This is a genomic window from Phyllobacterium chamaecytisi (genome assembly GCF_020164455.1).
Classification (GTDB): Bacteria; Pseudomonadota; Alphaproteobacteria; order Rhizobiales; family Rhizobiaceae; genus Phyllobacterium; species Phyllobacterium chamaecytisi.
Map to the genome: position 1 here is coordinate 89310 of NZ_JAIQWW010000022.1, position 21611 is coordinate 110920.

The window sequence follows — 21611 nt, forward strand, 5'->3', positions numbered from 1 at the left end:
CATCGGCCTTGGCGCGCTCGACCCACCCCGAAGGCCTGTCCTCATCAATTCGGGAAGCGGCTGCAAGCTCAGCCAAATGTCCTTTTCGGCGATCAGCCTGGGGGTGGCCTCATCCATGAGGAAGCCGTGTTTGATGCACTTCACACCAACCGCGATAGCCTTCCGGATCGCATCCGGGGTGAAGGCGTGGGCGGCGACGCAGGTGCCCCAATTTTCGGCAATTTCAACGGCGGCCCGGAAAATTCTGGTTCGGTGAAGGTGGTGACGTCGAGCGGGCTGAAGGGTGAAGACACCCGCAGAACGGGCCCCCGCATAACTGCACGCGGACGCGCAAACACACCTCGTCGGGGTTGTCCACGACCATGGCACCCCCGCTCGTCTCCATGGGGGGCAGCAGACACTGGTCCTCCGGGCAGGTCGGCGAGTAGGCGCAAATCACCAAACCGCTGGTTACTGTGATCATGGCACCGGACGGAGAGATGCGCGGTCCGGGGACGACGTCCCGATCTATCGCGAACGCGGGCCCGCCCACGTCGCGAACGGTGGTGAAGCCGCGCATCACGCTGGCGCCAAGTCCGAGCAGGAGAGTTGCCGCAAACATTTCTCTGCCAGAGCGAAGCAGGAAGTGAGCAGACGATTCTGACGAAGCGTCGCCTACGGGTCTTTGAGTGTAAAAATTTGGCCGAGGGACTTCCGATTTGGCTCGATTCCAGCCGCTGATCGGAAATCTTCAATCGTCCGCTCATGGCGCCATTTGAGCCTTGGTCTAAATCTCATAGCGGGAAGTTGCCGTTCGTGGCCTGTTCCGACAGGGAGGGCGCTTGGGCAGTTGATGCCGGCCCCACAGGTCCTGATCCTGGCTCGGGTCCAGAACTGGGCGGACTCCGAAATTTGGAGACCGCCGCTACCGCGAAGGAAGATCGGATGTGGGAAGCGGCGGCGAGGTGGTTTCTGCCGTCTCGGCCCGCACTGGCATGCCTGCCTTGCGCAGACCGGCAATGACGCGCAACTGATCCTCAGGTTGAAAGTTGCGGTTTGTGAGTTCCGCGGTAATGTTGGGGAGAAATGCGGGACGCATTTTCATGAACAAGGTTCCCTCGCGCGTGGCGTCCTCCATCATCCCGCGCTCCGCATAGATCACCGCCGCGACAATGTGAAAAAGCGGAAATTTCTGCAGGTTCGCCTGTCTGATATCGACGACCGCCGTATCGTAGTCCCCCAGCATATAGGAAGCCAGCGCCCTGTTGCCGCGATAGTAGCCCGCACCGCCGGGGTTGAGCGCCAGCGCCTGATCCAGCACCGCTGCGCCGCGTTGCCATTGTCCGCCCATGGCCAAGCGCACACCGTACTCACCCAATAGTTCCGTGTCGTTGGGATTGGTCGCCAGCGCCTGCTCACCTACACGGAGCGCTTCCGTCAGCTGCCGGTTGAAGAACAACGCCGTCATCAAGGCCTGCAGCGCACGCGTGTTGCCCGGATCGAGTTCTACAGCACGCCGAGCCGCATGGAGTGACCGTTCCAATGGAGTTGAAGATTCGGACGTCGGGTTGTAGCCAAATCGATCCTCGTCGAGATACAAGATCGACAGCATTGCCCACGCCGTTGCATAGGACGGGAAGCGAGCAACTGCGCTTTCAAGACACATGCGAACCTTACCGTGTTTTTCCACACTCAATTCGGCACGGTAACCATAAAACTGCAGCGTACAATCGTAAGCGCCACGGTCGTCAGGCGGGGGACTGGAGGCGACCGCTTTTGAAATAATGCCATACGGCTGGGCCACAGCGGTTGCCACCCGATTTGCAACGTCGGTTTGAATGGCAAACAGCCCGCGCGAGCGAACGTCATCGTCGTAGGTCTGGGACCAAAGAATTGCGCCGGTTTTTGTATCAAGCAAGCGTGCGGTCACCCGCACGCGATCACCGGAGACACGCACTGCACCGGCAAGCAGATAGTTGGCCCCGAGTTCCTTGCGGACACGCGAAGGGTCAACTTCCGGCGGGAAGGCCTCTGACGTTTCGCGTCCGAAGACCTTGATCTCCTTGAAGCGGGGAAGAGCGGTCAAGAGTTCCTCGGTGAGGCCGAGCGCATAGAGATTGGCCTCCGGTCCCTCACTGAAATTGGCAAAGGGTGCGATCACCAGCGTCGGCCCATCGGGGCCAGCTGCGGTGGTTGACGATGCAGGAGGCCCCGCCATCCAATAGCCCAAGGTCGCAACAAGGATGCCGAGCAAACCCAACAGAGCGGGCCATCTCATGCGCCAAGGATATTTTGATGACCGCGGCGAACTGCGGTGGGGAGCTTCCTCCGCTATCGGCCCATTCCAGCTGAAGAACGGAACATATTTGCCTTTCGGAATGTCGATCCGGACGGGGTCCTTCTGGCCAGCAACCAAATAATATCGCTCGAGCGTTCTCCTCAACCGCCCAGCCTCGATCCGAACGACGGGATCATCCTGGTTGAATCGCTCGTCGCGCTTGAATACCTCTATCGCTATAGAATAGCCTTTGATGCGCTCGGAACGGCCAGACAGAGTTTCTTCCACGACATATCGCAAGAATGAATGCGCGTGACCGGTGTCTGGAAATTCCGGACTGGCCATGATGCGATCAAGTTGGGCGCGGATATCCTCGGGAGCAGGTGGCTGCCGCACGGTCTGCTCGGGCCGATCTATGCCAGCCTTCGTGGAGCCTTGCATTGTGATTTCATCCCCCGATGAAAAGAATCAACCGGCATTTTTGCCCTTATATTACTGTAACCTACTCCCCAAACCGTGTTCCGTCCACGATGATGCGGCGAGCAACTCATTATTGCAGACATCGTGGCAACCGTTTGCCGCGATGGAAGGGGGTTCTGCCATGGACAAGGGCGTGGCTGCCGCTCAACGCAGCTTTCCTGAACGATGTCGATCGAACGACTGGCTGCGCTGAGATGGTCGATGAGAAGAACCCTTTGAATAGCCGAGATCGGTATAGGCCCAATGTGGCAGGTCTCAACACCGGGAATAACTCTCAAAGCGAGCTGATCTAAGCTCTGTAAGAGGCTTGTACCTCGCGATCTTTCGCGAGATGCCCGCCATCAGTTCCTTGCATCCGACCATCTGGCAAAAGTCGGGATACGAGCCACGTGTGAGCCTGGTCTATCAGGCGGTAAGCATTTCGGAGAGCATCAGATAAAGCAACGCTGCGGTCACGGCGATCGTCGCCGTGGCGAGCAACAATCCGATGAGGGTGATCAGCCCGTCGCGCTCCATCAGGGCGACCGCCAGGACCACCAGCGAGATCACTGGCAAGATATTGCCGAACGGGATCGGCAGGGCGATCACGACGGCGAGCAGGAAGATCGGAATGCCAAGCAGACTCTGCACTATCAGGCCTGTGAGCGCCTTGAGCCGGCCGGCTCGCATGACCTTCTCCACCCTGGCAATCATCGGAACCGAATGAGGGATGATAAGATCGAGCATTGCCGGCGAAATACGGCGGTTTCTGACCACGGCCGGCAACCAGAGGCTCCGGCGGCCGAAGGTGATCTGCAGCGAGATCAGCGCAAGTGCCGTGCCGAACACCATACCGAACGGACCCGGGATCGGGGTCAGTGCCGGAATTGCCAGAAACAGCACGGTAAAGGCGATGCCCGTCGATCCCATGACCTCCAGAGCCTCACCGATGGAGAGACCGCCTCTTTTCCGGGCAAGCTCCAGCATCTCCGTGAGCCGTACGGTTGCCACACCGCGGGGCGTTTCGATGTTATCGTCTGGTTCAGACATGTCGTCCAATCGGTTTCCGCCGAAAGCTGTCGTTACACTCTCTCGCCGCTGTTGCCGTTCAGGACACGGACGAGAGCCGCGCAGTGCGCGTCGCGGTTATCCAGGAGATCGGCCGGCGTGGTGCGCCCGATCGCGATATTGACGATGGTGCCTGCGGCCCAGCCATAGTCTCCGGCGGCCCGCTCGATCAGCAGCGGGCCTTGGGAGGCCAGGCAAGCCTGAGACTGGCGGACGATCTCCACGGGCAAGTGCGCACGCTCAACATGCTGCTGCATCTGTGCCTGGAAGGGATCGAAGATAAAAAAGGCAAAAAGCCAACCGACGATATCCGAAATCATATCTATTTCCTTCGTGTTGTGTTGCAGACCCGTTCTCCCAACGGGTTGCGGTTAAGCGGACTGGCGATCGCGGGTTTTGAGAAGGCTCCAGATCACGCCGGCGGCGATGATCGCGAAGGTGATGCCGAGCGAGAGAACAGCCGGGAACTTTTCCAGCTCCAGAAGATCGGCGGCAAAGATCTTCGAGCCGATAAAGATCAGGACGAGGGCGAGTGCCGGCTTCAGGTACTGGAAGCGATGGATCATCGCCGCGAGCGCGAAATAGAGGGCGCGAAGGCCAAGGATGGCGAAGATGTTCGAAGTGTAGACGATGAACGGATCGGTAGTGATCGCGAAAATTGCGGGGACCGAATCCACGGCGAAGATGACATCGGCTACTTCGATCATCACGAGCGCCATGAAGAGCGGCGTGATAAACCAGTTCGCCGCGCCAGTGACGGGATTTGTTTTTCTGACGAAAAACCGCTCGCCGTGGTGCTCGTGCGTGACGTTGAAGCGATTGCGCATGAACCGGACAAGCGTGTTTCTTGATATGTCCGGCTCGGCCTCCTTGATCGCCAGCATCTTGATACCGGTGACGATCAGGAAAGCCGCAAAGATATAGAGAACCCAAGCGAATTCTGCGACCAGCGTCGCGCCGACACCGATCATAATGGCGCGCAGCACGAGGACGCCGAGAATACCCCAGAAGAGTACCCGGTGCTGATAGAGGCGCGGGACGGCGAAGAAAGAGAAGATCAGCGCGATGACGAAGACGTTATCCAGCGCCAGCGTCTTTTCCACGACGAAGCCCGTCATATAGGCAAGGCCAGCGTCGGAGCCGAGATACCACCAAACCCAACAGCCGAATGCGATACCCAGCGCGATATAGAGGCCGGAAAGCTTCACGCTCTCGCGCACCCCGATCTCCCTGTTCTGCTTATGGAGAATGCCAAGGTCAAACGAGAGAATGGCGATGACGAGCGCGAGGAAGCTTGCCCACATCCAGAGCGGCTTCCCTACCCACTCGAGGAATAAAAATGAGAAATCCAACGAAAATCCCCTGTCGGCACGGATTGTCGGAAAAAGGTCCGACATCGCGAGAGTGCCGAGGCTCTCACCAGAGGGGCCCGGACCAGCGGGTTAAACTCCACATGGGTCTCATTTTTCGATTGTCAAGTCGCGGCTGGTGCATTTTCTTTGACCGCTTTGACCTTCGAACGACGACGTTTCAGTCTGTGCAACGAAATTGTCGAGCCCGCCTGAACCGGCAACAGTCGAGATGCTTCACGCCCATATACGCGGCGAAAACCGCGCCCGCTTTGGTAAACTCGTTGCCCACATACTTGCGCAAACCGTATGTCTGCCGATCCATATTTAATGCGAACGTCGCTTTGATTTTTAAATAGGTACCGCACTCAACGCGAACGGCCGCATGGTTTACGTCTGTGAACGTTCGGTGCTGCTTATATGGCTGCGGAGGCGTTATTCACTATGACTATGTCAATTGGTCTGGGTTCTCGAAACAGCATCCAGTCCATGCCGAAAGCTGCAGCACGGAACCTTTTATGGTCATGACAACTCCCGGATGAGCTTCAGCCTGATCGCCCTCGCAAAATCCTCGAATTTCGTAATGTCCATAACAAACCTATTGGGGCCCATGATAACACTCTTGTGGTAGTAATCTGCGAGGTCGGCTTCCTCGTCCGAGATCACCAGCCCGTTGATTGTCACTCCCATCGCTTCCGCGCGGCCGCGCGCCTGATGAAGAGAGATCGACTTTCTCCGCTTGGGCGCGATGGTTTCCCTTCCATCCCCGGAAATGTCCACGATTAGCCTTCGGGCGCATAACTTCGGGTCTGAAAGCAGATCAAGTGCGACCCAGAGGCCGCCACCTATGTCGGTATTTCCCCAAGCCGTTCGCTGATTGCGCTCGATTTCAAGCGCGAACTGCTCCGATGGCTTGATTCCGTCCATGATAATCCAGCTGATTCTTTGTGAGGATAATTCGCCGTCTCCCCAGAATACAGCGGCTACTGCCACGCTCCCGGAGGTTCGTATGGCTGACAGCACCGATGCGTCGCGGAAGGCAGAGACGATCGCTGACTTCTGAAATCCATATTCGTCGTCGGTTATGCTGCCAGAACCATCCACCGCTAATACCAGCGCCGTGTCGACGCATGCTTCCGAGCGCGTGGCGACAGTCATAACAGCCAACGCCCCAGCCGCCACGAGCCATGCCTTGCGCATCATCTCCACCCCCCGTGCACTCGCCAGCGACGATTGTTGTTCAAAGTAGCATGTCCGCAGCATGAACACGCTTAGCCGAAGAGGTTAGAAAACTCGTTTCTATTGTTGAGTGGGCCGAAGATCTGACAGGTGGCAGCGAGGACAGCTTATGGGTATTGTTGGATTGATACCGAGCGTGGCCTCAAGAGGTTGACGATGAAACTGGAGAAACCGTCGATCTACATAACTGGAGCATCGTGTTCAGGGGTGACAACGCTAGGCAGTGGCCTTGCCTCAGCGTTGGGAGTCCGCCATGTGGATTGTGATGACTTCTATTGGTACCCGACCAATCCGCCGTTCTCGACCAAGCGTCCCCCGGCTGATCGCGTCCGCCTGATCAAAGAAGCGCTGGGCGAGGATGGCTGGGTGTTGTCCGGATCATTCGACGGTTGGGGAGATAGCTTAATCGAGAACGTCAATCTGATTGTATTTGTGTACACTCCGACGCCAATTCGGATGGAACGACTATTGGCGCGGGAACATGAACGATACGGAAACCGAATATTGCCATCAGGCGACATGTACGAAATCCATACCGCATTCGCCGCTTGGGCTTCTCAATATGACAAACCGGATTTTCCAGGACGGAATTTAGCGCGGCACGAGGCATGGCTGGAGACACAAATTGGCCCCGTACTACATCTTGATGGAACCCAAGCGCCTTGGGTTCTCGTCCCCCAAGTTATCGCCGATCTGCCAGATCCAATCAAGGCGTTGGGAGGAAGTCCAGTAGCTTCACCGAGGGAATAGCACCCGACCTGGTTGAAGCAGTTGAGGCAATCTGCCCTGGGATCAGGAAAGTTGGCTAAAAACCGCGTTCTGGACAAGCGTTTCGCAAATGTACAACGCGCATGCCGATTTTTATGAAGGCGAACAAGATATCCGTCGGGAGATCCTCAGAGAAATTGTCTCGAACCGCTCGCTTCGCTGGCACCGCCGCGATACCATCTCTCTTGGCTGACCTAACTGAGACCGGCGAGCTTCTTCCCGCGATAGCAGGAAAGGTCGATATTCCTTAGTTCGATCTCAAAATCTATCCCTTGCCAAAAAGGGATGTCCGGCCCTCCGGTCAGCCCTTCGCCGTCGATCTGGCAAAGCATGATTTGAGTGAACTGACGCCGGAATCATCCTTTTCGTTGCTCGTGTGTAGCCCTGCGATTACCTTCTCATAATATCAAGCTCCGAACATGGAGTTACCGATTTAGCCACAGTAATTGCATCTGCATGAGCTGCATGTTCGAGAGCTTTGCATCCAACCGGCGACCGCGCATGGGGATGATACCGATTGGCCCTCCTTCAGCGCCCTGCAAAATCACTATCCATTCTGTCAGTAGTACTCGGAACCCATCGCGACCCCTCGAATTAAGCTTCTGATGTTCTCAATGAGGAAGGAAAACCATGACAAACGGGCTTGTACACCACAGAGAACTGAACCTGGACGGCATGAAGATTTTCTATCGCGAGGCTGGGCCGACAGACGCCCCCGCCGTTCTGCTGCCCCATGGCTATCCATGTTCGTCCTATGAGTTTCGCAACTACATGCCTCCGCTGGCTGACAGGTGGCGGCTAATTGCGCCGGATTTTCCTGGCTGCGGTTACAGTGATACGCCAGAGGAATTCGACTACACGTTTGACGGCTATACTGATTTTCTGCAACGTTTCACGGCAAAACTCGGACTTAGCAAATTCACTGTGTATCTGCATGACTTCGGATCACAGATCGGTTTGCGGCTCGCCATCCGTCGCCCCGACCTGATCGCATCATTGATCATCCAAAATGGTGACATCTACGAAGATGTTCTGGGGCCGAAATATTCATCTTTAAAAGCAATCTGGGAAAAAACCCCTGAGAATAGCTTTGCAGAAATCAGGCAGGGCATCTGCCAGGAAGAGTTCCAACGCGAATTCCTCAACGAGGTCCGACCAGAACTGGCAGCCACGATTCCGCCCGATCTTTGGACGCTGCATTGGTCGTTGATGACTGATCGACGCAAAGATATATCAGCCCGTATCATCGCTGGACTAAAGAACAATCTGGAGTGGTTTCCTCGGTACCAAAGTTATCTTCGCGACCATCGGCCGCCGGCTCTGATCATCTGGGGACCGCAAGATGGCTACATGCCTGAAGCGTCAGCAAGAGCATATTTGCGGGACTTGCCTGATGCGGAATTGCATTTGGTGGACGGCGGCCATTGGCTGCTGGAAACAAATCTCGATGAAGCGATCAGTTTGACGCGAAGCTTTTTAATGCGCCACAGTTAGTTGCCGACGCCGGCTTTCAAACCGCCTGCATCTCCAGTGTCAACAGAGCGGGAAATGCGGGCGTATTCGCCTGCAACACTTATAGGGTTTAAACTGTGTTGGTCAAAATCCACGCTCGTTAGAAAACCATCCTTTGAAGATGCCGATAATAGCGGTTTTCAATTGGCCGCCAAAAAATCTATAATACCCTCGCAGACCCGTGAAACCAGTCCCGCGCGCCAGGAGCAGACGGCCCCGCATTCTTAATCCGATCAGGCGGCGGCTTTCTTGTACCGCTGACTGCTTTCGATAAGTTCGCGAGTATAGGGATGATGGTTGTTGTTGTTGCGCAAATCATCGGCCGTTAATTCCCCCACGATCTTGCCGCTGTTCATCACCACAAGGCGGCTACACATGTGGGCAGTAACAGCCAGATCGTGGCTCACCAGGATATATGTCAGGTTCTTCAACTTGCGCAGTTCGGAAAGTAAATTGAGGATTTCAGCCTGGACCGAAACATCCAGCGCGGATGTGGGTTCGTCGAGTAAAACAACGTCTGGCCCTATGATCAGTGCCCTGGCAATTGCAACCCGTTGCCGTTGGCCTCCGGATAGTTGATGCGGGTAGCGTGTGCGGAAGGACGGGCCCAGTCCGACGTCGGACAGCGCCTTTTCGACTATCTCGGTCGAGCGAGGCATGCCTTGTGCCCGCAATGGTTCGAACAAGGCGGTTCCGATCGTGTGGCGTGGATGCAGGGTTCCGTATGGATCTTGGAAAACCATTTGAACAACCCGCATTTCCTGCGCCTGGCGGGAATGTGACAGCTCAAACCCACCCACGGATATGCGTCCCTTCCAGCCGGTTTCGAGACCACCGATACACCTTAGTAGACTGGACTTTCCGCAACCACTCTCACCCACGATCCCGAAAGCCTCTCCCTTCTCGATTTTGAATGATACGCCGTTCAAGGGTCTTGCGGCCGATTTTCCATGGCCATAGGTGAGATTGATATTTTCAACTTCGATCATTGCGAAAGGTTCCGATTCACGTCGCGTTGCCACGCGGGATCCCGGACAAGGACGGACAGCCGTTCTGTCGGCGCTTCGAGACGTGGCATGCTTTCAAGCAGTCCTTGGGTATAGGGATGTTTTGCGTTGCCAAGCGAACTGGCCGGTAGCTCCTCCAGAATCTGTCCGGAATACATGATCAAAAGACGGTCACAAAAGCCTTCTGCCAAATCGAGATCATGCGTAATGAAGATCAACCCGATACCCCGCGCGGTTACAAGTTCATCAAGCAGTTCAAGCAACTGCCTTCGGACTGTTACATCCAATGCCGAGGTCGGCTCATCAGCAATAATGATCTTGGGTTGAGCGACAAGTGTCATTGCGATCATTATGCGCTGCCCCATGCCGCCCGAAATCTGGTGGGGATACAATTCATAGACGCGTTGGGGGTTCCTGATCTTCACGCTGTCGAGCATTTCCAGGACATGGCTTTTCTTGTCTTTGCCACGTTTCCCCAGATGCAGTGTCACCGCTTCGCCAATTTGATCGCCGATCTTCATTGTGGGGTCGAGGGCATATTTGGGATCCTGAAGGATCATGCCAATCTGACGCCCACGTATTTGCAACATCTGCCGTTCAGTTGCCTTGCCGATGTCAGAACCGCAAAAATCAAGTCTATCGGCGGACATAGTGGCCATACGAGGCAACAACTTCAAGATTGCCCTCCCGAGTGTCGATTTGCCGGAACCCGACTCTCCGACAATGCCGAGCTTTTCTTTGCCAAGATCGAACGAGAGATTTCTGAGTGCGGCTACCGCCTCGCTACCATTTCCAAACCGGACACATAGTCCCCTTACGGAAAGCAGTGGCACAGCTTCATGCTTTTGATGCGCTGTCATCGTCAATTTGTCCTTGGGTCCATGGCGTCCCGCAATGCATCGCCGACCATGTTGAATGAAAGGCTGGTGACAAGGATTGCGATGCCCGGGAAAGCCGCAACCCACCAATGATCAATCATGACTTTTCGGCCTGTTGAAATCATCGTACCCCATTCGGCACTCGGCGGTTGCGCGCCCAATCCCAGAAACCCGAGGCCGGCCGCCGTCAAGATGAATCCGGCCATGCTCAAGGTCACCCGCACGACAATGGATGGAAGGCAAAGCGGAACAATGTGCCGGAAAATGATGCGGAGCGGCGAAGCACCGTACATGCGGGCTGCTGATATGAAATCGGATGAACGGATACTTAGTGTCTCTGCCCGGGCAAGCCTGGCGATGGGCGGCCACGCGGTGAATGCCATGGCAAGGACCGCATTTTCCGCGCCTGCTCCAAGCGCTGCGACAAAGGCCAGCGCCAGCACCAAGGACGGCAAAGCCAGGAAAATATCGACTATGCGCATAAGTACCTTGTCCACCCAGCCGCCGAAATAACCAGAACACACCCCTATGCACAGACCGATTGGCGCGACGAGAAGAGAAACCGAAATGACGATGAGCAAGGTGGTTCTGGCACCGAAGAGCAGCCTGCTGAGAATGTCGCGGCCAAGTTCGTCAGTGCCTGCCCAGTGCTCCCAGCTCGGCGGCTGCAGGACCAGACCAAGCGACTGCAGATACGGGTCGAATGGAGCGAGGACGGGTGCTGCCGTGGCCAGAAGGATGAGGACAAGAATAACCGCCAGACCGACGACCCCGGGCAAGTCAGTTCGGAACATTTTCCAGAAATCCAAGAGCTGTTGCAGCGAACGCGCGAGCTTGGAAGAACCGGCGGATGGAACAGCATTTGTGGCAATCGTCATTGGCGGGTCCTCGGATCGAGCAGGCGATAGAGAATATCGCTGAGAAGGTTCAATGCGAGGAAGATGACCCCGATGAGCAGCGTCGCAGCCATGACGGCGTTCATGTCGCCGATGAGCAGGGCATTGGTGAAATACTGCCCAAGCCCCGGCCAGGCGAACACGGACTCGACAAGGACGGTCCCCTCGAGCAATCCGCCATAGGCCAGCGCCAGAACTGTGAGCAACTGGACGCGGATATTGCGGAATGCATGTCCCCAGACGACCTGTCGCGCCGAAAGCCCCTTGACGCGCGCGGCAATGATATATTCTTGCGGCAGCTGTTCGAGCATGAAACTGCGCGTCATGCGCGCTATGAATGCGGTGGAGCTGTATCCCAATATGCTGGCGGGCAGGATCAGATGGTTCACCGCGTCCCGGAACACCTCCATATCCCCTGCAAGCAAGGCATCGACGGTTATGAATCCGGTTATTCGCGGGACAATATCCAGATTGTAAAGGCTCAGCTGTCCAGAACCGCCGACCCAGTGCAGAGCGGCATAGAAAAGCAAGAGGCCCATCAACCCCAGCCAGAAAATCGGGGTGGAATGCCCCATCAACATAACGATCCGCAAAATGTTGTCCATCGCGCGGCCTCTGTTGACAGCGGCGATCACCCCCAGTGGTATGCCCAGCAAAGCTCCTATCAGCATAGCTGTTGTTGCAAGCTCTATCGTTGCAGGAAAGACTTTGACCAGGTCTGACAAGACCAGATTTCCCGTAAGCCGCGCTCGTCCGAAATCGCCCGATACGGCGTTCGATACAAAAATCGAAAACTGCTGGATCAGCGGACGGTCGAGGCCAAGTTCGCGGGAAACTTGTTGATAGGTTTGCGCGTCCGCTTGGTCGCCGACAATCGTCAGGACAGGATCGATAGGAAGCACCCGGCCAATAAAAAAGATAATGACCATCAAACCAAGGAAAGCTCCAAGGACACTGACCAGCGGCCCCAGCATTGTCTTGACAATGCTGGCGGCCCGGTACCCCACCCCTTGCGGCGTTGTGGCGGCTTTTAACAACATGATTTGTCCCGAGCTATTCTGAGGTCTTTTTGACGTAGTACCAGCTTGGCGACCGGGCCTGCTGATCAACAAGACCCTGAACGTTCGCGCGTATGGCGCTGGGCTGTGTTGCCGCAGCAATCGCCAAGAGCGGCGGCGTGGAACTGAGGAACTTTTCCTGAATTTGCTTGTAAAGATCGAGGCGCTTGGCTTCGTTGAGCTCAGCCCTCGCCTTTGCAGTGAGGGCGGTCAGTTCTGGAATGTCCCACGAGGTGCGCCAGGCCAGACTGGCCGTCTGTGTGCTCTTCGGTCCATTATCGAAATTACTGGTATAGGCCTGAATGGCCCCCAGCACGTTAGGCATTTGTCCGCCGCTTCTGCCCACGATCATGGAGAACTGCCGGTCTCTCATCTTCCCGTAGACCTGTGTACCGTTGCCTTGGTTGATGTCCACCTTGATGCCCGCCTGTCCAAGGGTACCCTGGAGCGCCGTTGCAATCTCAACGAAAGGAGAGTCCGACAAAACGAGCATGCTGGTGCTGAAGCCGTCAGGGTAGCCAGCTTTCGCCAAAAGCTCCTTGGCCTTGGCAATGTCGGGCTTATAGCCTGGATCAGCGATCGCGCCTGGATAGTCGGCGGGGACGGGAACCTGCCGAGCGGATCCATAGTCGCCGATAACCGCTGTCTGCATCCCCTCATAATCGATAAGATATGGCAAGATTGCCCGTATTTCGGGTTTGGAGAAAACCGGGTCAGCGGTGCTGACAGCCAGATAGTAAAACCCGCCGCTTGCCACTTTCTGGATCTTCACAGTTTCATCGGTTTTAAGCGCCTTGAGGTCCGTGGCAGAAAGCGAGCGCGCCACATCAAGGTCGCCGTTTTCAATCTGGAGGCGCTGGCTTTGGGATTCAGGCATATGGCGGATGACGACCCGCTTCAGTTCAGGCTCGCCGCGCCAGTAAGAAGCATTGCGGTCCAGAATTACGGAATCGTTGGCGTTCCAGCGCTTGAGCACGAAAGGCCCTGATCCGGCGGAGTTGTTGGTCAACCAAGCTTTTCCCAGGTCATCGCTGGACTGGTTTTCCAGCACAGTCTTGCTGTCGATAATATTGCCGACCGTTCGCGCGAGAGTGAACAGAATGATCTCGGGATTGATTTTGGCAGATGGCTTGAGCACGACGGTGTGCGCATCGGGTGCGGAAAGCGAGGCGTCCAACACCTCAGCTGAATAACCTATCTCACGCAAGAATGATGCCGGCCCTCGGTTTAGCTTCATCACGCGTTTCAGCGACCACACTACATCTGCGGATGTAACCGGGTTCCCGGAATGAAACTTTGCCTCTGACCGGAGGTTGAATGTGATTGTTCCGTCTTCCGCGATCGTCCATTTCTCCGCGAGACCCGGAACGATTTTGCTCGGCGTCACCGGATCCATCTCGATCAGGCGGTCATAGAGATTGTTGAGAACGTCAAAGGATTCCGTTTCCACTGCCTCCGCCGGATCCATCGTCAATAGGTTTGTCATTGACAGCCCTATGATCAATTGGTCCTTGGGTGTTTCGGCGTTCACCGCAATGGGCGTTGCAGCAAGTATCGAGGCAATTGCCACCGTCGCAAGTTTCAGTTTGAGATTCATGGTTCGATCCTCCCGATCGTCGTTTTTTAGGAAAAGAGCAGGCCGCCATTGATGTCGAAACACCCTCCAGTGACGTAGCTGGCAGCATCGGACGAGAGCCACGCGGCGAATTCTGCCACCTCCGCCGGTGTTCCCTCACGCTTCAAAGCCGTGGCGCCGGCCACGCGGCCGCGCACTTCAGGTTTGGTGAAATTGTCATGAAAGGTGGTGTCGATCATTCCGGGACAAAGTGCGTTGACACGGATATCCGGACCGATCTCTTTTGCCAGTCCCCGGGTAAAGCTCATCACCCCGCCCTTCGAGGTCGCGTAGGCAAGCGCTCCTGGTCCGCCTCCGTCGCGCCCGGCCTGCGATGCGAATGTTACGATGGAGCCGCCCTCACCCATATGCGAAAGCACCGCCTTTACCGTGAGGAATAATGAGGTCAGGTTGAGGTCGAGCACCTGATGCCAGAATTCGGCGTCCATTTCAGGCACGGTCTTGCGGGCGACGAGACCGCCGGTCACGAACTGGAGGATGTCGATGCGGGGACCGAAGTTCTGTTGGGTCTCCTCAACGGCACGAGCGACTTCGGCTTGCTTGGTCAGGTCGGCGCAGATAGCGACTGCCAGGCCGCCAGAAGCGGTTATTTCGTCGATCGTATCGAAGGCAGCCTTTTCGCTGGAATTGTAGACAATTGCGACTTTAGCGCCACTTGCTGCCAGTCTCACGGCACAGGCGCGGCCAATATCGCGTGCGCCACCGGCGACGATTGCGGTCTTGTTCTTGAACATTCATTTCATTCCTTCGGAGAGATTTCTTATCCGGCGATACCGATCTGAGTTTTCAGTTGAGGACGGCTCACCGATTCAATGTAGCTCCACAGCGCATGGTCCTCGCCAAGCTCCCAGATGCGCTTGTCGACTTCACCCAGATGATTGCGGATCGCGGCCGAGGCCCGGCCCGGATCACGTGCAGCAATGGCGTCGACTATTTCCTCGTGCTGACGAATGACCGTTTCGGTACGCCGTACGCCGAGACGGTTCTTCAAGCTACGAATGCGGTCGACTTCAACCTTGGCGACTTCCATGATCGGGACGAGCCCTTTCAATCCTGCAGCTTTGAGAATAAGCGCGTGAAACTGCTCATCGCATAAGAAGAACTCCCAATAGGCCTCATTGTCCAAGGCCTCGCGCTGCCGGGAAAGGTTCGCCTTCATGCGTATGATGTCTTCGTCCGACCGAAGAGCTGCTGCCTGAGCCACCGCAGCGACTTCGATATGCAGGCGAGCAAAACAGCCCTCGCGGAACCGCTCAATATTGATAGGGGCCACCCTGGTTCCGCTCTTGGGCACCACGGTGACAAGCCGCTCCTCTACCAGCCTTATCAAGGCTTCGCGGATGGGCGTCTTGCTGACGTTTAGGCAACGCGCAATGTCCTTTTCCGAAAGTGCCGCTCCAGGACGCAACCGAACTTCGACAATTGCTGTGCGCAAGGCCCGGTGCACCTGAGTGACAAGATTGCCCTCCCCCCTCAACAATGTGGGATTGAGAATATCATCCAATCTATGGTCGGCCGTCATCTGGTATCTCCGTTATTAATCTGAGATATCACATTGCAATTGTAATATGCAAGTGTAATAACCTGCCATATCATCTAGGTGGGATTCAATGCGTATCGAAAATGTCGTGCTGACGCCGGTGGCCATACCGGACAAACCGCTTCTCAATTGCAAAGGGGTGCATCAGCCCTATGCGTTGAGAACGATCATCGAGCTCGTTTGTGATGACGGCACCGTAGGCTTAGGCGAGAGTTACGGTAGCATCAAAGCGCTTACCGGACTTCGCGAAGCGGCCCGGGGCCTGATCGGTCTAGACCCCTTTCATCTGCACGATTTGAAGAAGCGGGTGCTGCATGCTCTGCCGAAAGGCGGAGGGATTAATGCAAAAACCGCCGTTGCGGACCACAAGCTGACCGATGTCGTGGCCAGCGCCTACGAGGTCGCATGCCTGGACATCCAGGGGAAAATCCTCGGTCGTCCCGTGGTCGATCTTCTGGGGGGGCCGGTTCGGTCCAGCGTTCCCTTTAGCGCCTATCTTTTTTATAAGTTCGCAGCCCATATCGGCGACGAACCGGACGATTGGGGCGAGGTCATGACGCCTTCGGCGATGGTTGGCGAAGCAACGCGCTTTGTGGACCAGTATGGCTTTAAGTCCTTGAAGCTCAAGGGTGGCGTGCTCGAACCCGAGCTTGAGATTGAAACGATGCTGCATCTGCGTGCAGCATTCCCCGACCATCCCCTTCGCATCGACCCAAATGGCGGATGGACGGTCCCTACCGCGATCCAGGTCGCCCGGAAACTCGAAGGTATCCTCGAATATCTCGAAGACCCGGTTCTTGGTATGGAAGCGATGGCGGAGGTAGCACGCTCCTGCAATGTTCCACTCGCGACCAACATGGTTGTCCTGGAGTTCGACCATTTGGCGGAGGCGGTGCGCCGAGATGCTGTGAAGATTGTCTTGTCGGACCATCATTATTGGGGTGGCCTGCGTGCCTCCACGCATTTGGCGAAACTGTGCGAAGCCTTTGGAATGCAGGTTTCCATGCACTCAAATTCCCACCTTGGCATTACCCTGGCCGCGATGACGCATCTGGCGGCAGCAACGCCCAATCTGAATTTCGCCTGCGATACGCATTATCCATGGACCGACACCGACATCATTGAGGGCGATCCATTCCGTTTTGCCGACGGGAATCTTGAGGTCTCTGGCAAGCCTGGACTTGGTGTGTCGATCGATCGCCGGAAACTCCGTAAGTTGGCTGATCTTTATGAAAGTGCGGGGATGAACGACCGCAACGACACCCTCTACATGCAGCAATTCGACCCCACATATGAGCGCCGCGTTCCACGTTGGTAATTGGCGTATTCAATCAAGAGAGCATCACCATGACCCCTGCCCTGACATCTGCAACACGTGAGAAATTGCGCCGTGTAAGCACGGCCACACTTTGCACTGCACTCTTCAAACGAGGCTTGCGCAATCAGTTTATCCAGGACGTAAGACCCCTTGGAAAACCGGAGTACAACATGGTGGGCGAGGCATTTACGCTTCGCTATATACCTGCTCGTGAAGATCTCAACCAGCTGTCTGTTTTCCGCGACCCCGCGCATCCCCAGCGCAAGGCCATCGAGGAATGCCCGCCGGGCGCCGTGCTTGTTATCGACAGCCGCAAAGATGCGCGAGCCGCATCGGCTGGCTCGATACTAATCACTCGCCTCATGCAACGAGGTGTCGAGGGTATAGTAACCGATGGCGGATTTCGGGATTCTCCGGAAATAGCCAACCTTGCCTTTTCGGCATATCACAATCGTCCCGCAGCACCGACCAACCTCACACTCCATCAAGCGCTCGATATCAATGTTCCCATTGGCTGTGGAGATGTCGCAGTCTGGCCCGGCGATATCGTCGTCGGAGATAGTGAAGGTGTTGTGATTATCCCCGCACATCTAGCCAGCGAGGTCGCTGAGGAAACGGTGGAGATGACAGCATACGAGGACTTTGTTCTGGAACTCGTCCAGTCCGGCAAATCCATCATCGGCCTTTACCCGCCGACAGACCCCAATAATTTGACCGTCTTCGAAAAATGGCGCAACGCCAACAAAAGATAACTCTTGTCCACCAGTAGCAGGAGGGGATCCAAAGAGGCCGGGTGCAGACGCGACACTTATGCGATTTTCGCGGTACGGACCAAGAACCTCAGGCTGTTCAGTAAGCGGCGACGACCAATGGAAGACGTTCCTTTGAAACTCCAGATAACAGCGCTTTTCGACCTGTGCCTGGATGTCGTCAACGCATTTGCGGTCGCAGCCCAACAGGGATCCGCAAGGCGCAAGCATTTGATGGCTGCCACGCTGGCACCATCTCTCAGCGAAATCGATCCGGCAGTTACGAATTCTGTTCGATTGATCCGGCGCCTCCTGATCGCAAGGGCAAATGCGAGGCGACCAGCCTTTGTGCGGCGCCTTTCCAATTGACGGCTTAATCGGCCATAATAAACGATGGGGTACGGTCTTAAATGGTGCAGACCCGTGACCGCGTCAGAAATCTCACTTCCCGGCCATTGTCGAGCGAAAACATGCCGCCGCGGCCTGGGACGACGTCTATGATAAGCTCGGTGTGCTTCCACACGTCATATTGCGGGGCGCTGATGTAGACGGGAACTCCACCGATTTCACCGAGCTGAACATCTTGGTCACCGATGATAAAATCGCCTTTTGGATAACACATCGGTGACGAGCCGTCGCAACAGCCGCCAGACTGATGAAACAAGATTGGCCCGTATTCGGACTGCAGCGTCGCGATCAGTTCAAGCGCCGCAGGTGTGGCACTGACTTTGTCTTCCATGGTGCTCCTCCGGCAAAACGTCATCGGCGGCAACAATGTGCCACCGACGTTTGATTCCAGCCTACGAACTCAGAAGAAACCGAGCTTTTTGGGGCTGTAGCTGACGAGCATGTTCTTGGTCTGCTGGTAGTGATCCAGCATCTTCAGATGGTTTTCACGGCCAATGCCCGACTGCTTGTAGCCACCGAATGCCGCGTGCGCCGGATAGGCGTGGTAGCAGTTTGTCCAGACGCGCCCTGCTTGAATTGCACGTCCGAAGCGGTAGCAAGTATTGGCATCGCGGCTCCAGATCCCCGCGCCAAGACCATAGAGCGTATCGTTGGCGATCGACAGCGCCTCGTCATTGTCCTTGAAGGTCGTCACCGAAACAACAGGTCCGAAGATCTCCTCCTGGAAAACCCGCATGCGGTTGTGACCCTTGAAGACGGTCGGCTGGACATAATATCCGCCCGCCAGATCACCGGCGAGCAAATTGCGTTCGCCGCCGATCAGCACCTCGGCACCCTCCTGTTTGCCGATATCCATGTAGGAGAGGATTTTCTCCAGCTGTTCGCTCGAGGCCTGAGCGCCGATCATGGTCGCTGGATCCAACGGATCGCCTTGCACGATCGCTTCCACACGCTTCAGCGCCTTTTCCATGAATTTGTCATAGATGGATTCATGGATGAGAGCGCGGCTCGGACAGGTGCATACCTCACCCTGGTTGAGGGCGAACATGACGAAACCCTCGATCGCCTTGTCAAAGAAATCATCATCTTCGGCCGTGACATCCTTGAAGAAAATGTTGGGGGATTTGCCGCCCAGCTCCAGTGTCACCGGTATCAGGTTCTGGCTGGCATACTGCATGATCAGCCGTCCGGTCGTCGTCTCGCCGGTGAATGCGATCTTGGCAATACGGGGGCTCGAGGCTAGCGGTTTGCCGGCTTCAAGGCCAAAACCGTTGACGATGTTGAGCACGCCGGGCGGCAGGATATCTGCGATCAGTTCGGCGAGCACCAGGATGGATGCAGGAGTTTGTTCCGCAGGCTTCAGCACGACGCAATTTCCCGCAGCCAGTGCCGGAGCAAGCTTCCACACCGCCATCAGGATCGGGAAGTTCCACGGGATGATCTGACCGACGACACCGAGCGGTTCATGGAAATGATAGGCCACCGTATCGTGATCGATTTCCGAGATACCACCTTCCTGTGCACGGATTGCACCGGCGAAATAGCGGAAATGGTCGATGGCAAGCGGTAGATCAGCCGCCGTGGTTTCGCGGATCGGCTTGCCGTTGTCCCAGGTTTCCGCCTGGGCAAGAAGAGCGAGGTTGTCTTCCATCACCTGTGCAATCTTGTTGAGCATGACGCTGCGTTCGGCAGCGCTCGTGCGGCCCCAGGCTTCCTTGGCAGCGTGTGCTGCATCGAGTGCCGCATCGACATCACTTGCGTCGGAACGGGCAATTTCACAAAGAACCTGACCGTTTACCGGCGACGTGTTTTCAAAATAGCGCCCGGCCTTCGGTTCGACGAACCTGCCGCCGATGAAGTTGCCATAGCGCTTTTTGAAATTGGGTTTGACTGTGCGATTGAACTCTACCTTGTTCACGGATTTTCCTCCCTGGCAGCGCAGTTCGCTCCTGCAAACCGGCTGCGTTGAAAACACCGCCTGCTGCGGTATCAAAGGCAAGCATCGCGCTCTATGACTGATATGTCAGCCCAGCCAAGGCAGGGCCGTCGTTGATCTGTCGCAGTTTTGCGACAGTTGCGACTAGAGATCGCTGAACGACACCTTATCGGGAAAGCCGAGCCGTTTCAGTTTGCGATGCAGGGTGGCGCGGCTGATACCCAGATTGTTTGCAGCAGCGGATATATTGCCGCCAGAACGTGCCAAAGCACGCTGGATGGCACCTCGTTCTGCGGTGGCATAATCGAGCTCGGCATTGGCTTTCTCGCCCAGAACGTCAGAAGCCGGCAAGGGCTTGCGGAGCGATTCATCAGTCAATCCAAGCATATGGCGTGCTGCGCGGGAAGCGCCGATAACGAGATCATCCTCATCCACAGCAATCAGTGCATGCACGGCTCGTTCGCTCGCGGCGTCCGCGCCTTGCGCCAAAACAATTCTTGCCTTGGGAAATGCCAACCGGAAGTTCTCAGCCTCGAGCCTGCGCGCGGCATCAACCACGGCAACCGCGATGAGTTTGACGAAATCCTCGGTCAAGTCGCGACGGGCCGAGGAGACGTCAATTGCCGCAATCAGACGGCCCCGATGATCGAAAATCGGGGCAACGGTACAGGACAGCGCAGTGTTGCGGCTGCGGAAATGTTGATCCCGGTGGATCGTAAGCGCCCTCTGTTCGGCAAGTGCGGTACCAATTCCATTGGTCCCTTCGCTCTCCTCGCTCCACACTACTCCGGTCCAAAGACCGATCGTGCGGAATGTCGCGTCATCGCCTTCGTAGCCGCGGCGATCAACCGGAACTCCATCCTTGTCAGCGAGCAGGACACAGCAGCCTGCACCACCGACAGCGGAATAAAGGCGCTCCAGCGCCGACTCTGCGGTATCGATTAATGATCCAAGCCGTTCGCGCGCATCTTTCAGTTCACGGTCGGTGAGCACATTCGGAGCGCCTTCTTCGGGACTCAAACCGTAAAGACGCATCGAACGGCCCCAGGACGCGATCAGCGAAGATTGTGCAGCGGCACTTCCGATCAATGCGGACTGTATATGTTCGGCATGCAAGCCATCATGCCGCGTTGCCATGGCCTCCTCCCAAGGTTCAAGCGAACTACCATCGCTATTGCCAGCGTATGCTACTTTGACTTGCCGTCAATGGTCGACTTTGTCGTCACGGCTGGCGGCGGACACCTCCGCCACCAGCCGATGTCATCGGAAACTTACTTGCTCCAGCTCTTGACCAGCTCATCGTAGTTGACGGTCTGGGGCTTTTCCTTTTCGTTCTCGATCTTCAGCTGGGGTGCCAGATGGCCGTTTTTGACGGCATCGGCATTCCAGTAGGCAAGGTCATGTTCCTCGGCCAGTTTCGGACCGATATCACCCTGCACGCCTGACTTTTCGAGGCGTCCGAGAACCTTCTCCTGTTCGGAACATAGCGAGTCCATGGCTTCCTGTGCGGATTTCGCGCCGGAAGACGCATCG

General features: G+C 56.2%; 20 protein-coding genes and 2 pseudogenes. 5 read left to right on the plus strand and 17 right to left on the minus strand.

Translation table 11 applies throughout. The features are described 5' to 3' along the window. Positions 1-18: 18 nt before the first annotated feature. From LB462_RS26180 to LB462_RS26205, 6 genes and pseudogenes are all read right to left on the minus strand, one after another. Positions 19-592: pseudogene (locus tag LB462_RS26180) on the minus strand (amidohydrolase family protein); the annotation flags it as partial. A 312-nt stretch (positions 593-904) separates the two neighbouring features. Further along, positions 905-2698 carry an adenylate cyclase gene (locus tag LB462_RS26185; RefSeq protein ID WP_224514149.1) on the minus strand — a complete coding sequence of 598 codons (1794 nt, stop codon included), beginning with the start codon at positions 2696-2698 and terminating at the stop codon, positions 905-907. Between the two features lie 444 nt (positions 2699-3142). Continuing rightward, complete coding sequence (locus LB462_RS26190) at positions 3143-3766, minus strand: exopolysaccharide biosynthesis protein (RefSeq protein ID WP_224514151.1); 624 nt, start codon at positions 3764-3766, stop codon at positions 3143-3145. Positions 3767-3798: 32 nt separating this feature from the next. Beyond that, positions 3799-4104 (minus strand): hypothetical protein, encoded by a 306-nt coding sequence (locus LB462_RS26195; RefSeq protein WP_224514153.1) that lies wholly within the window; start codon positions 4102-4104, stop codon positions 3799-3801. A gap of 51 nt (positions 4105-4155) precedes the next feature. Continuing rightward, on the minus strand, positions 4156-5136 hold the full coding sequence (locus tag LB462_RS26200) for a TerC family protein (protein WP_224514155.1): 981 nt from the start codon (positions 5134-5136) through the stop codon (positions 4156-4158). A 519-nt stretch (positions 5137-5655) separates the two neighbouring features. After that, complete coding sequence (locus tag LB462_RS26205) at positions 5656-6336, minus strand: DUF1194 domain-containing protein (RefSeq protein WP_224514156.1); 681 nt, start codon at positions 6334-6336, stop codon at positions 5656-5658. A 192-nt stretch (positions 6337-6528) separates the two neighbouring features. Here LB462_RS26205 and LB462_RS26210 point away from each other — a divergent pair, with 192 nt between their 5' ends. Beyond that, the gene (locus tag LB462_RS26210; protein ID WP_224514158.1) at positions 6529-7122 is read left to right on the plus strand and encodes a P-loop NTPase family protein; all 594 of its coding nucleotides are present in this window, start codon (positions 6529-6531) and stop codon (positions 7120-7122) included. Positions 7123-7770: 648 nt separating this feature from the next. After that, complete coding sequence (locus LB462_RS26215; protein WP_224514160.1) at positions 7771-8634, plus strand: alpha/beta fold hydrolase; 864 nt, start codon at positions 7771-7773, stop codon at positions 8632-8634. Between the two features lie 251 nt (positions 8635-8885). Here the strand turns inward: LB462_RS26215 and LB462_RS26220 are convergent, their stop codons facing one another. The 7 genes from LB462_RS26220 to LB462_RS26250 all read right to left on the minus strand — a co-directional run bounded on the left by LB462_RS26220 (position 8886) and on the right by LB462_RS26250 (position 15649). Beyond that, positions 8886-9641: an ABC transporter ATP-binding protein gene (locus LB462_RS26220; protein WP_224514162.1), complete on the minus strand. Its 756-nt coding sequence runs from the start codon at positions 9639-9641 to the stop codon at positions 8886-8888. Beyond that, on the minus strand, positions 9638-10519 hold the full coding sequence (locus LB462_RS26225) for an ABC transporter ATP-binding protein (RefSeq protein ID WP_224514163.1): 882 nt from the start codon (positions 10517-10519) through the stop codon (positions 9638-9640). The genes LB462_RS26220 and LB462_RS26225 overlap by 4 nt, the downstream gene beginning before the upstream one ends. Positions 10520-10521: 2 nt before the next feature. Then, the gene (locus LB462_RS26230) at positions 10522-11415 is read right to left on the minus strand and encodes an ABC transporter permease (protein ID WP_224514165.1); all 894 of its coding nucleotides are present in this window, start codon (positions 11413-11415) and stop codon (positions 10522-10524) included. Further along, on the minus strand, positions 11412-12407 hold the full coding sequence (locus LB462_RS26235) for an ABC transporter permease (protein WP_224514197.1): 996 nt from the start codon (positions 12405-12407) through the stop codon (positions 11412-11414). Before LB462_RS26235 ends, LB462_RS26230 begins: the two co-directional genes overlap by 4 nt. A 79-nt stretch (positions 12408-12486) precedes the next feature. Then, positions 12487-14088, minus strand: a complete 1602-nt coding sequence (locus LB462_RS26240) for an ABC transporter substrate-binding protein (protein ID WP_224514168.1) — start codon at positions 14086-14088, stop codon at positions 12487-12489. 26 nt (positions 14089-14114) lie between these two features. Next, positions 14115-14861, minus strand: a complete 747-nt coding sequence (locus LB462_RS26245; protein ID WP_224514170.1) for an SDR family NAD(P)-dependent oxidoreductase — start codon at positions 14859-14861, stop codon at positions 14115-14117. A 26-nt stretch (positions 14862-14887) separates the two neighbouring features. Continuing rightward, a complete protein-coding gene (locus LB462_RS26250; RefSeq protein WP_224514171.1) occupies positions 14888-15649 on the minus strand; it encodes a GntR family transcriptional regulator in 762 nt (253 codons plus the stop codon). A gap of 88 nt (positions 15650-15737) precedes the next feature. Between LB462_RS26250 and LB462_RS26255 the strand changes: the two genes are divergently transcribed. From LB462_RS26255 to LB462_RS26265, 3 genes are all read left to right on the plus strand, one after another. Next, positions 15738-16985 carry a glucarate dehydratase family protein gene (locus LB462_RS26255; RefSeq protein WP_224514173.1) on the plus strand — a complete coding sequence of 416 codons (1248 nt, stop codon included), beginning with the start codon at positions 15738-15740 and terminating at the stop codon, positions 16983-16985. Positions 16986-17014: 29 nt separating this feature from the next. Next, positions 17015-17737, plus strand: a complete 723-nt coding sequence (locus LB462_RS26260) for a ribonuclease activity regulator RraA (RefSeq protein ID WP_224514175.1) — start codon at positions 17015-17017, stop codon at positions 17735-17737. Positions 17738-17854: 117 nt separating this feature from the next. After that, positions 17855-18103, plus strand: a complete 249-nt coding sequence (locus LB462_RS26265) for a hypothetical protein (RefSeq protein WP_224514177.1) — start codon at positions 17855-17857, stop codon at positions 18101-18103. A 37-nt stretch (positions 18104-18140) separates the two neighbouring features. Here LB462_RS26265 and LB462_RS26270 read toward each other — a convergent pair whose 3' ends face one another. The 4 genes and pseudogenes from LB462_RS26270 to LB462_RS26285 form a co-directional block, all read right to left on the minus strand. Then, complete coding sequence (locus tag LB462_RS26270) at positions 18141-18473, minus strand: DUF779 domain-containing protein (RefSeq protein WP_224514179.1); 333 nt, start codon at positions 18471-18473, stop codon at positions 18141-18143. Positions 18474-18542: 69 nt separating this feature from the next. After that, positions 18543-20060, minus strand: a complete 1518-nt coding sequence (adh, locus tag LB462_RS26275; RefSeq protein ID WP_224514180.1) for an aldehyde dehydrogenase — start codon at positions 20058-20060, stop codon at positions 18543-18545. Positions 20061-20222: 162 nt separating this feature from the next. After that, on the minus strand, positions 20223-21215 hold the full coding sequence (locus LB462_RS26280; protein WP_224514182.1) for a GAF domain-containing protein: 993 nt from the start codon (positions 21213-21215) through the stop codon (positions 20223-20225). A gap of 134 nt (positions 21216-21349) precedes the next feature. Next, positions 21350-21611: pseudogene (locus tag LB462_RS26285) on the minus strand (carbohydrate ABC transporter substrate-binding protein); the annotation flags it as partial.

What these genes read in the sequence shown, in the direction of transcription:
- LB462_RS26215 (WP_224514160.1), top strand. Translation starts at nt 7,771, where the DNA reads ATGACAAACGGGCTTGTACACCACAGAGAACTGAACCTGGACGGCATG.
- LB462_RS26260 (WP_224514175.1), top strand. Translation starts at nt 17,015, where the DNA reads ATGACCCCTGCCCTGACATCTGCAACACGTGAGAAATTGCGCCGTGTA.
- LB462_RS26245 (WP_224514170.1), bottom strand. Translation starts at nt 14,861, where the DNA reads ATGTTCAAGAACAAGACCGCAATCGTCGCCGGTGGCGCACGCGATATT.
- LB462_RS26225 (WP_224514163.1), bottom strand. Translation starts at nt 10,519, where the DNA reads ATGACAGCGCATCAAAAGCATGAAGCTGTGCCACTGCTTTCCGTAAGG.
- LB462_RS26195 (WP_224514153.1), bottom strand. Translation starts at nt 4,104, where the DNA reads ATGATTTCGGATATCGTCGGTTGGCTTTTTGCCTTTTTTATCTTCGAT.
- LB462_RS26235 (WP_224514197.1), bottom strand. Translation starts at nt 12,407, where the DNA reads ATGCTGGGGCCGCTGGTCAGTGTCCTTGGAGCTTTCCTTGGTTTGATG.
- LB462_RS26270 (WP_224514179.1), bottom strand. Translation starts at nt 18,473, where the DNA reads ATGGAAGACAAAGTCAGTGCCACACCTGCGGCGCTTGAACTGATCGCG.
- LB462_RS26185 (WP_224514149.1), bottom strand. Translation starts at nt 2,698, where the DNA reads ATGCAAGGCTCCACGAAGGCTGGCATAGATCGGCCCGAGCAGACCGTG.
- LB462_RS26250 (WP_224514171.1), bottom strand. Translation starts at nt 15,649, where the DNA reads ATGACGGCCGACCATAGATTGGATGATATTCTCAATCCCACATTGTTG.
- LB462_RS26240 (WP_224514168.1), bottom strand. Translation starts at nt 14,088, where the DNA reads ATGAATCTCAAACTGAAACTTGCGACGGTGGCAATTGCCTCGATACTT.
- LB462_RS26210 (WP_224514158.1), top strand. Translation starts at nt 6,529, where the DNA reads ATGAAACTGGAGAAACCGTCGATCTACATAACTGGAGCATCGTGTTCA.
- LB462_RS26205 (WP_224514156.1), bottom strand. Translation starts at nt 6,336, where the DNA reads ATGATGCGCAAGGCATGGCTCGTGGCGGCTGGGGCGTTGGCTGTTATG.
- LB462_RS26255 (WP_224514173.1), top strand. Translation starts at nt 15,738, where the DNA reads ATGCGTATCGAAAATGTCGTGCTGACGCCGGTGGCCATACCGGACAAA.
- LB462_RS26220 (WP_224514162.1), bottom strand. Translation starts at nt 9,641, where the DNA reads ATGATCGAAGTTGAAAATATCAATCTCACCTATGGCCATGGAAAATCG.
- LB462_RS26280 (WP_224514182.1), bottom strand. Translation starts at nt 21,215, where the DNA reads ATGGCAACGCGGCATGATGGCTTGCATGCCGAACATATACAGTCCGCA.
- LB462_RS26230 (WP_224514165.1), bottom strand. Translation starts at nt 11,415, where the DNA reads ATGACGATTGCCACAAATGCTGTTCCATCCGCCGGTTCTTCCAAGCTC.
- LB462_RS26265 (WP_224514177.1), top strand. Translation starts at nt 17,855, where the DNA reads ATGGAAGACGTTCCTTTGAAACTCCAGATAACAGCGCTTTTCGACCTG.
- LB462_RS26190 (WP_224514151.1), bottom strand. Translation starts at nt 3,766, where the DNA reads ATGTCTGAACCAGACGATAACATCGAAACGCCCCGCGGTGTGGCAACC.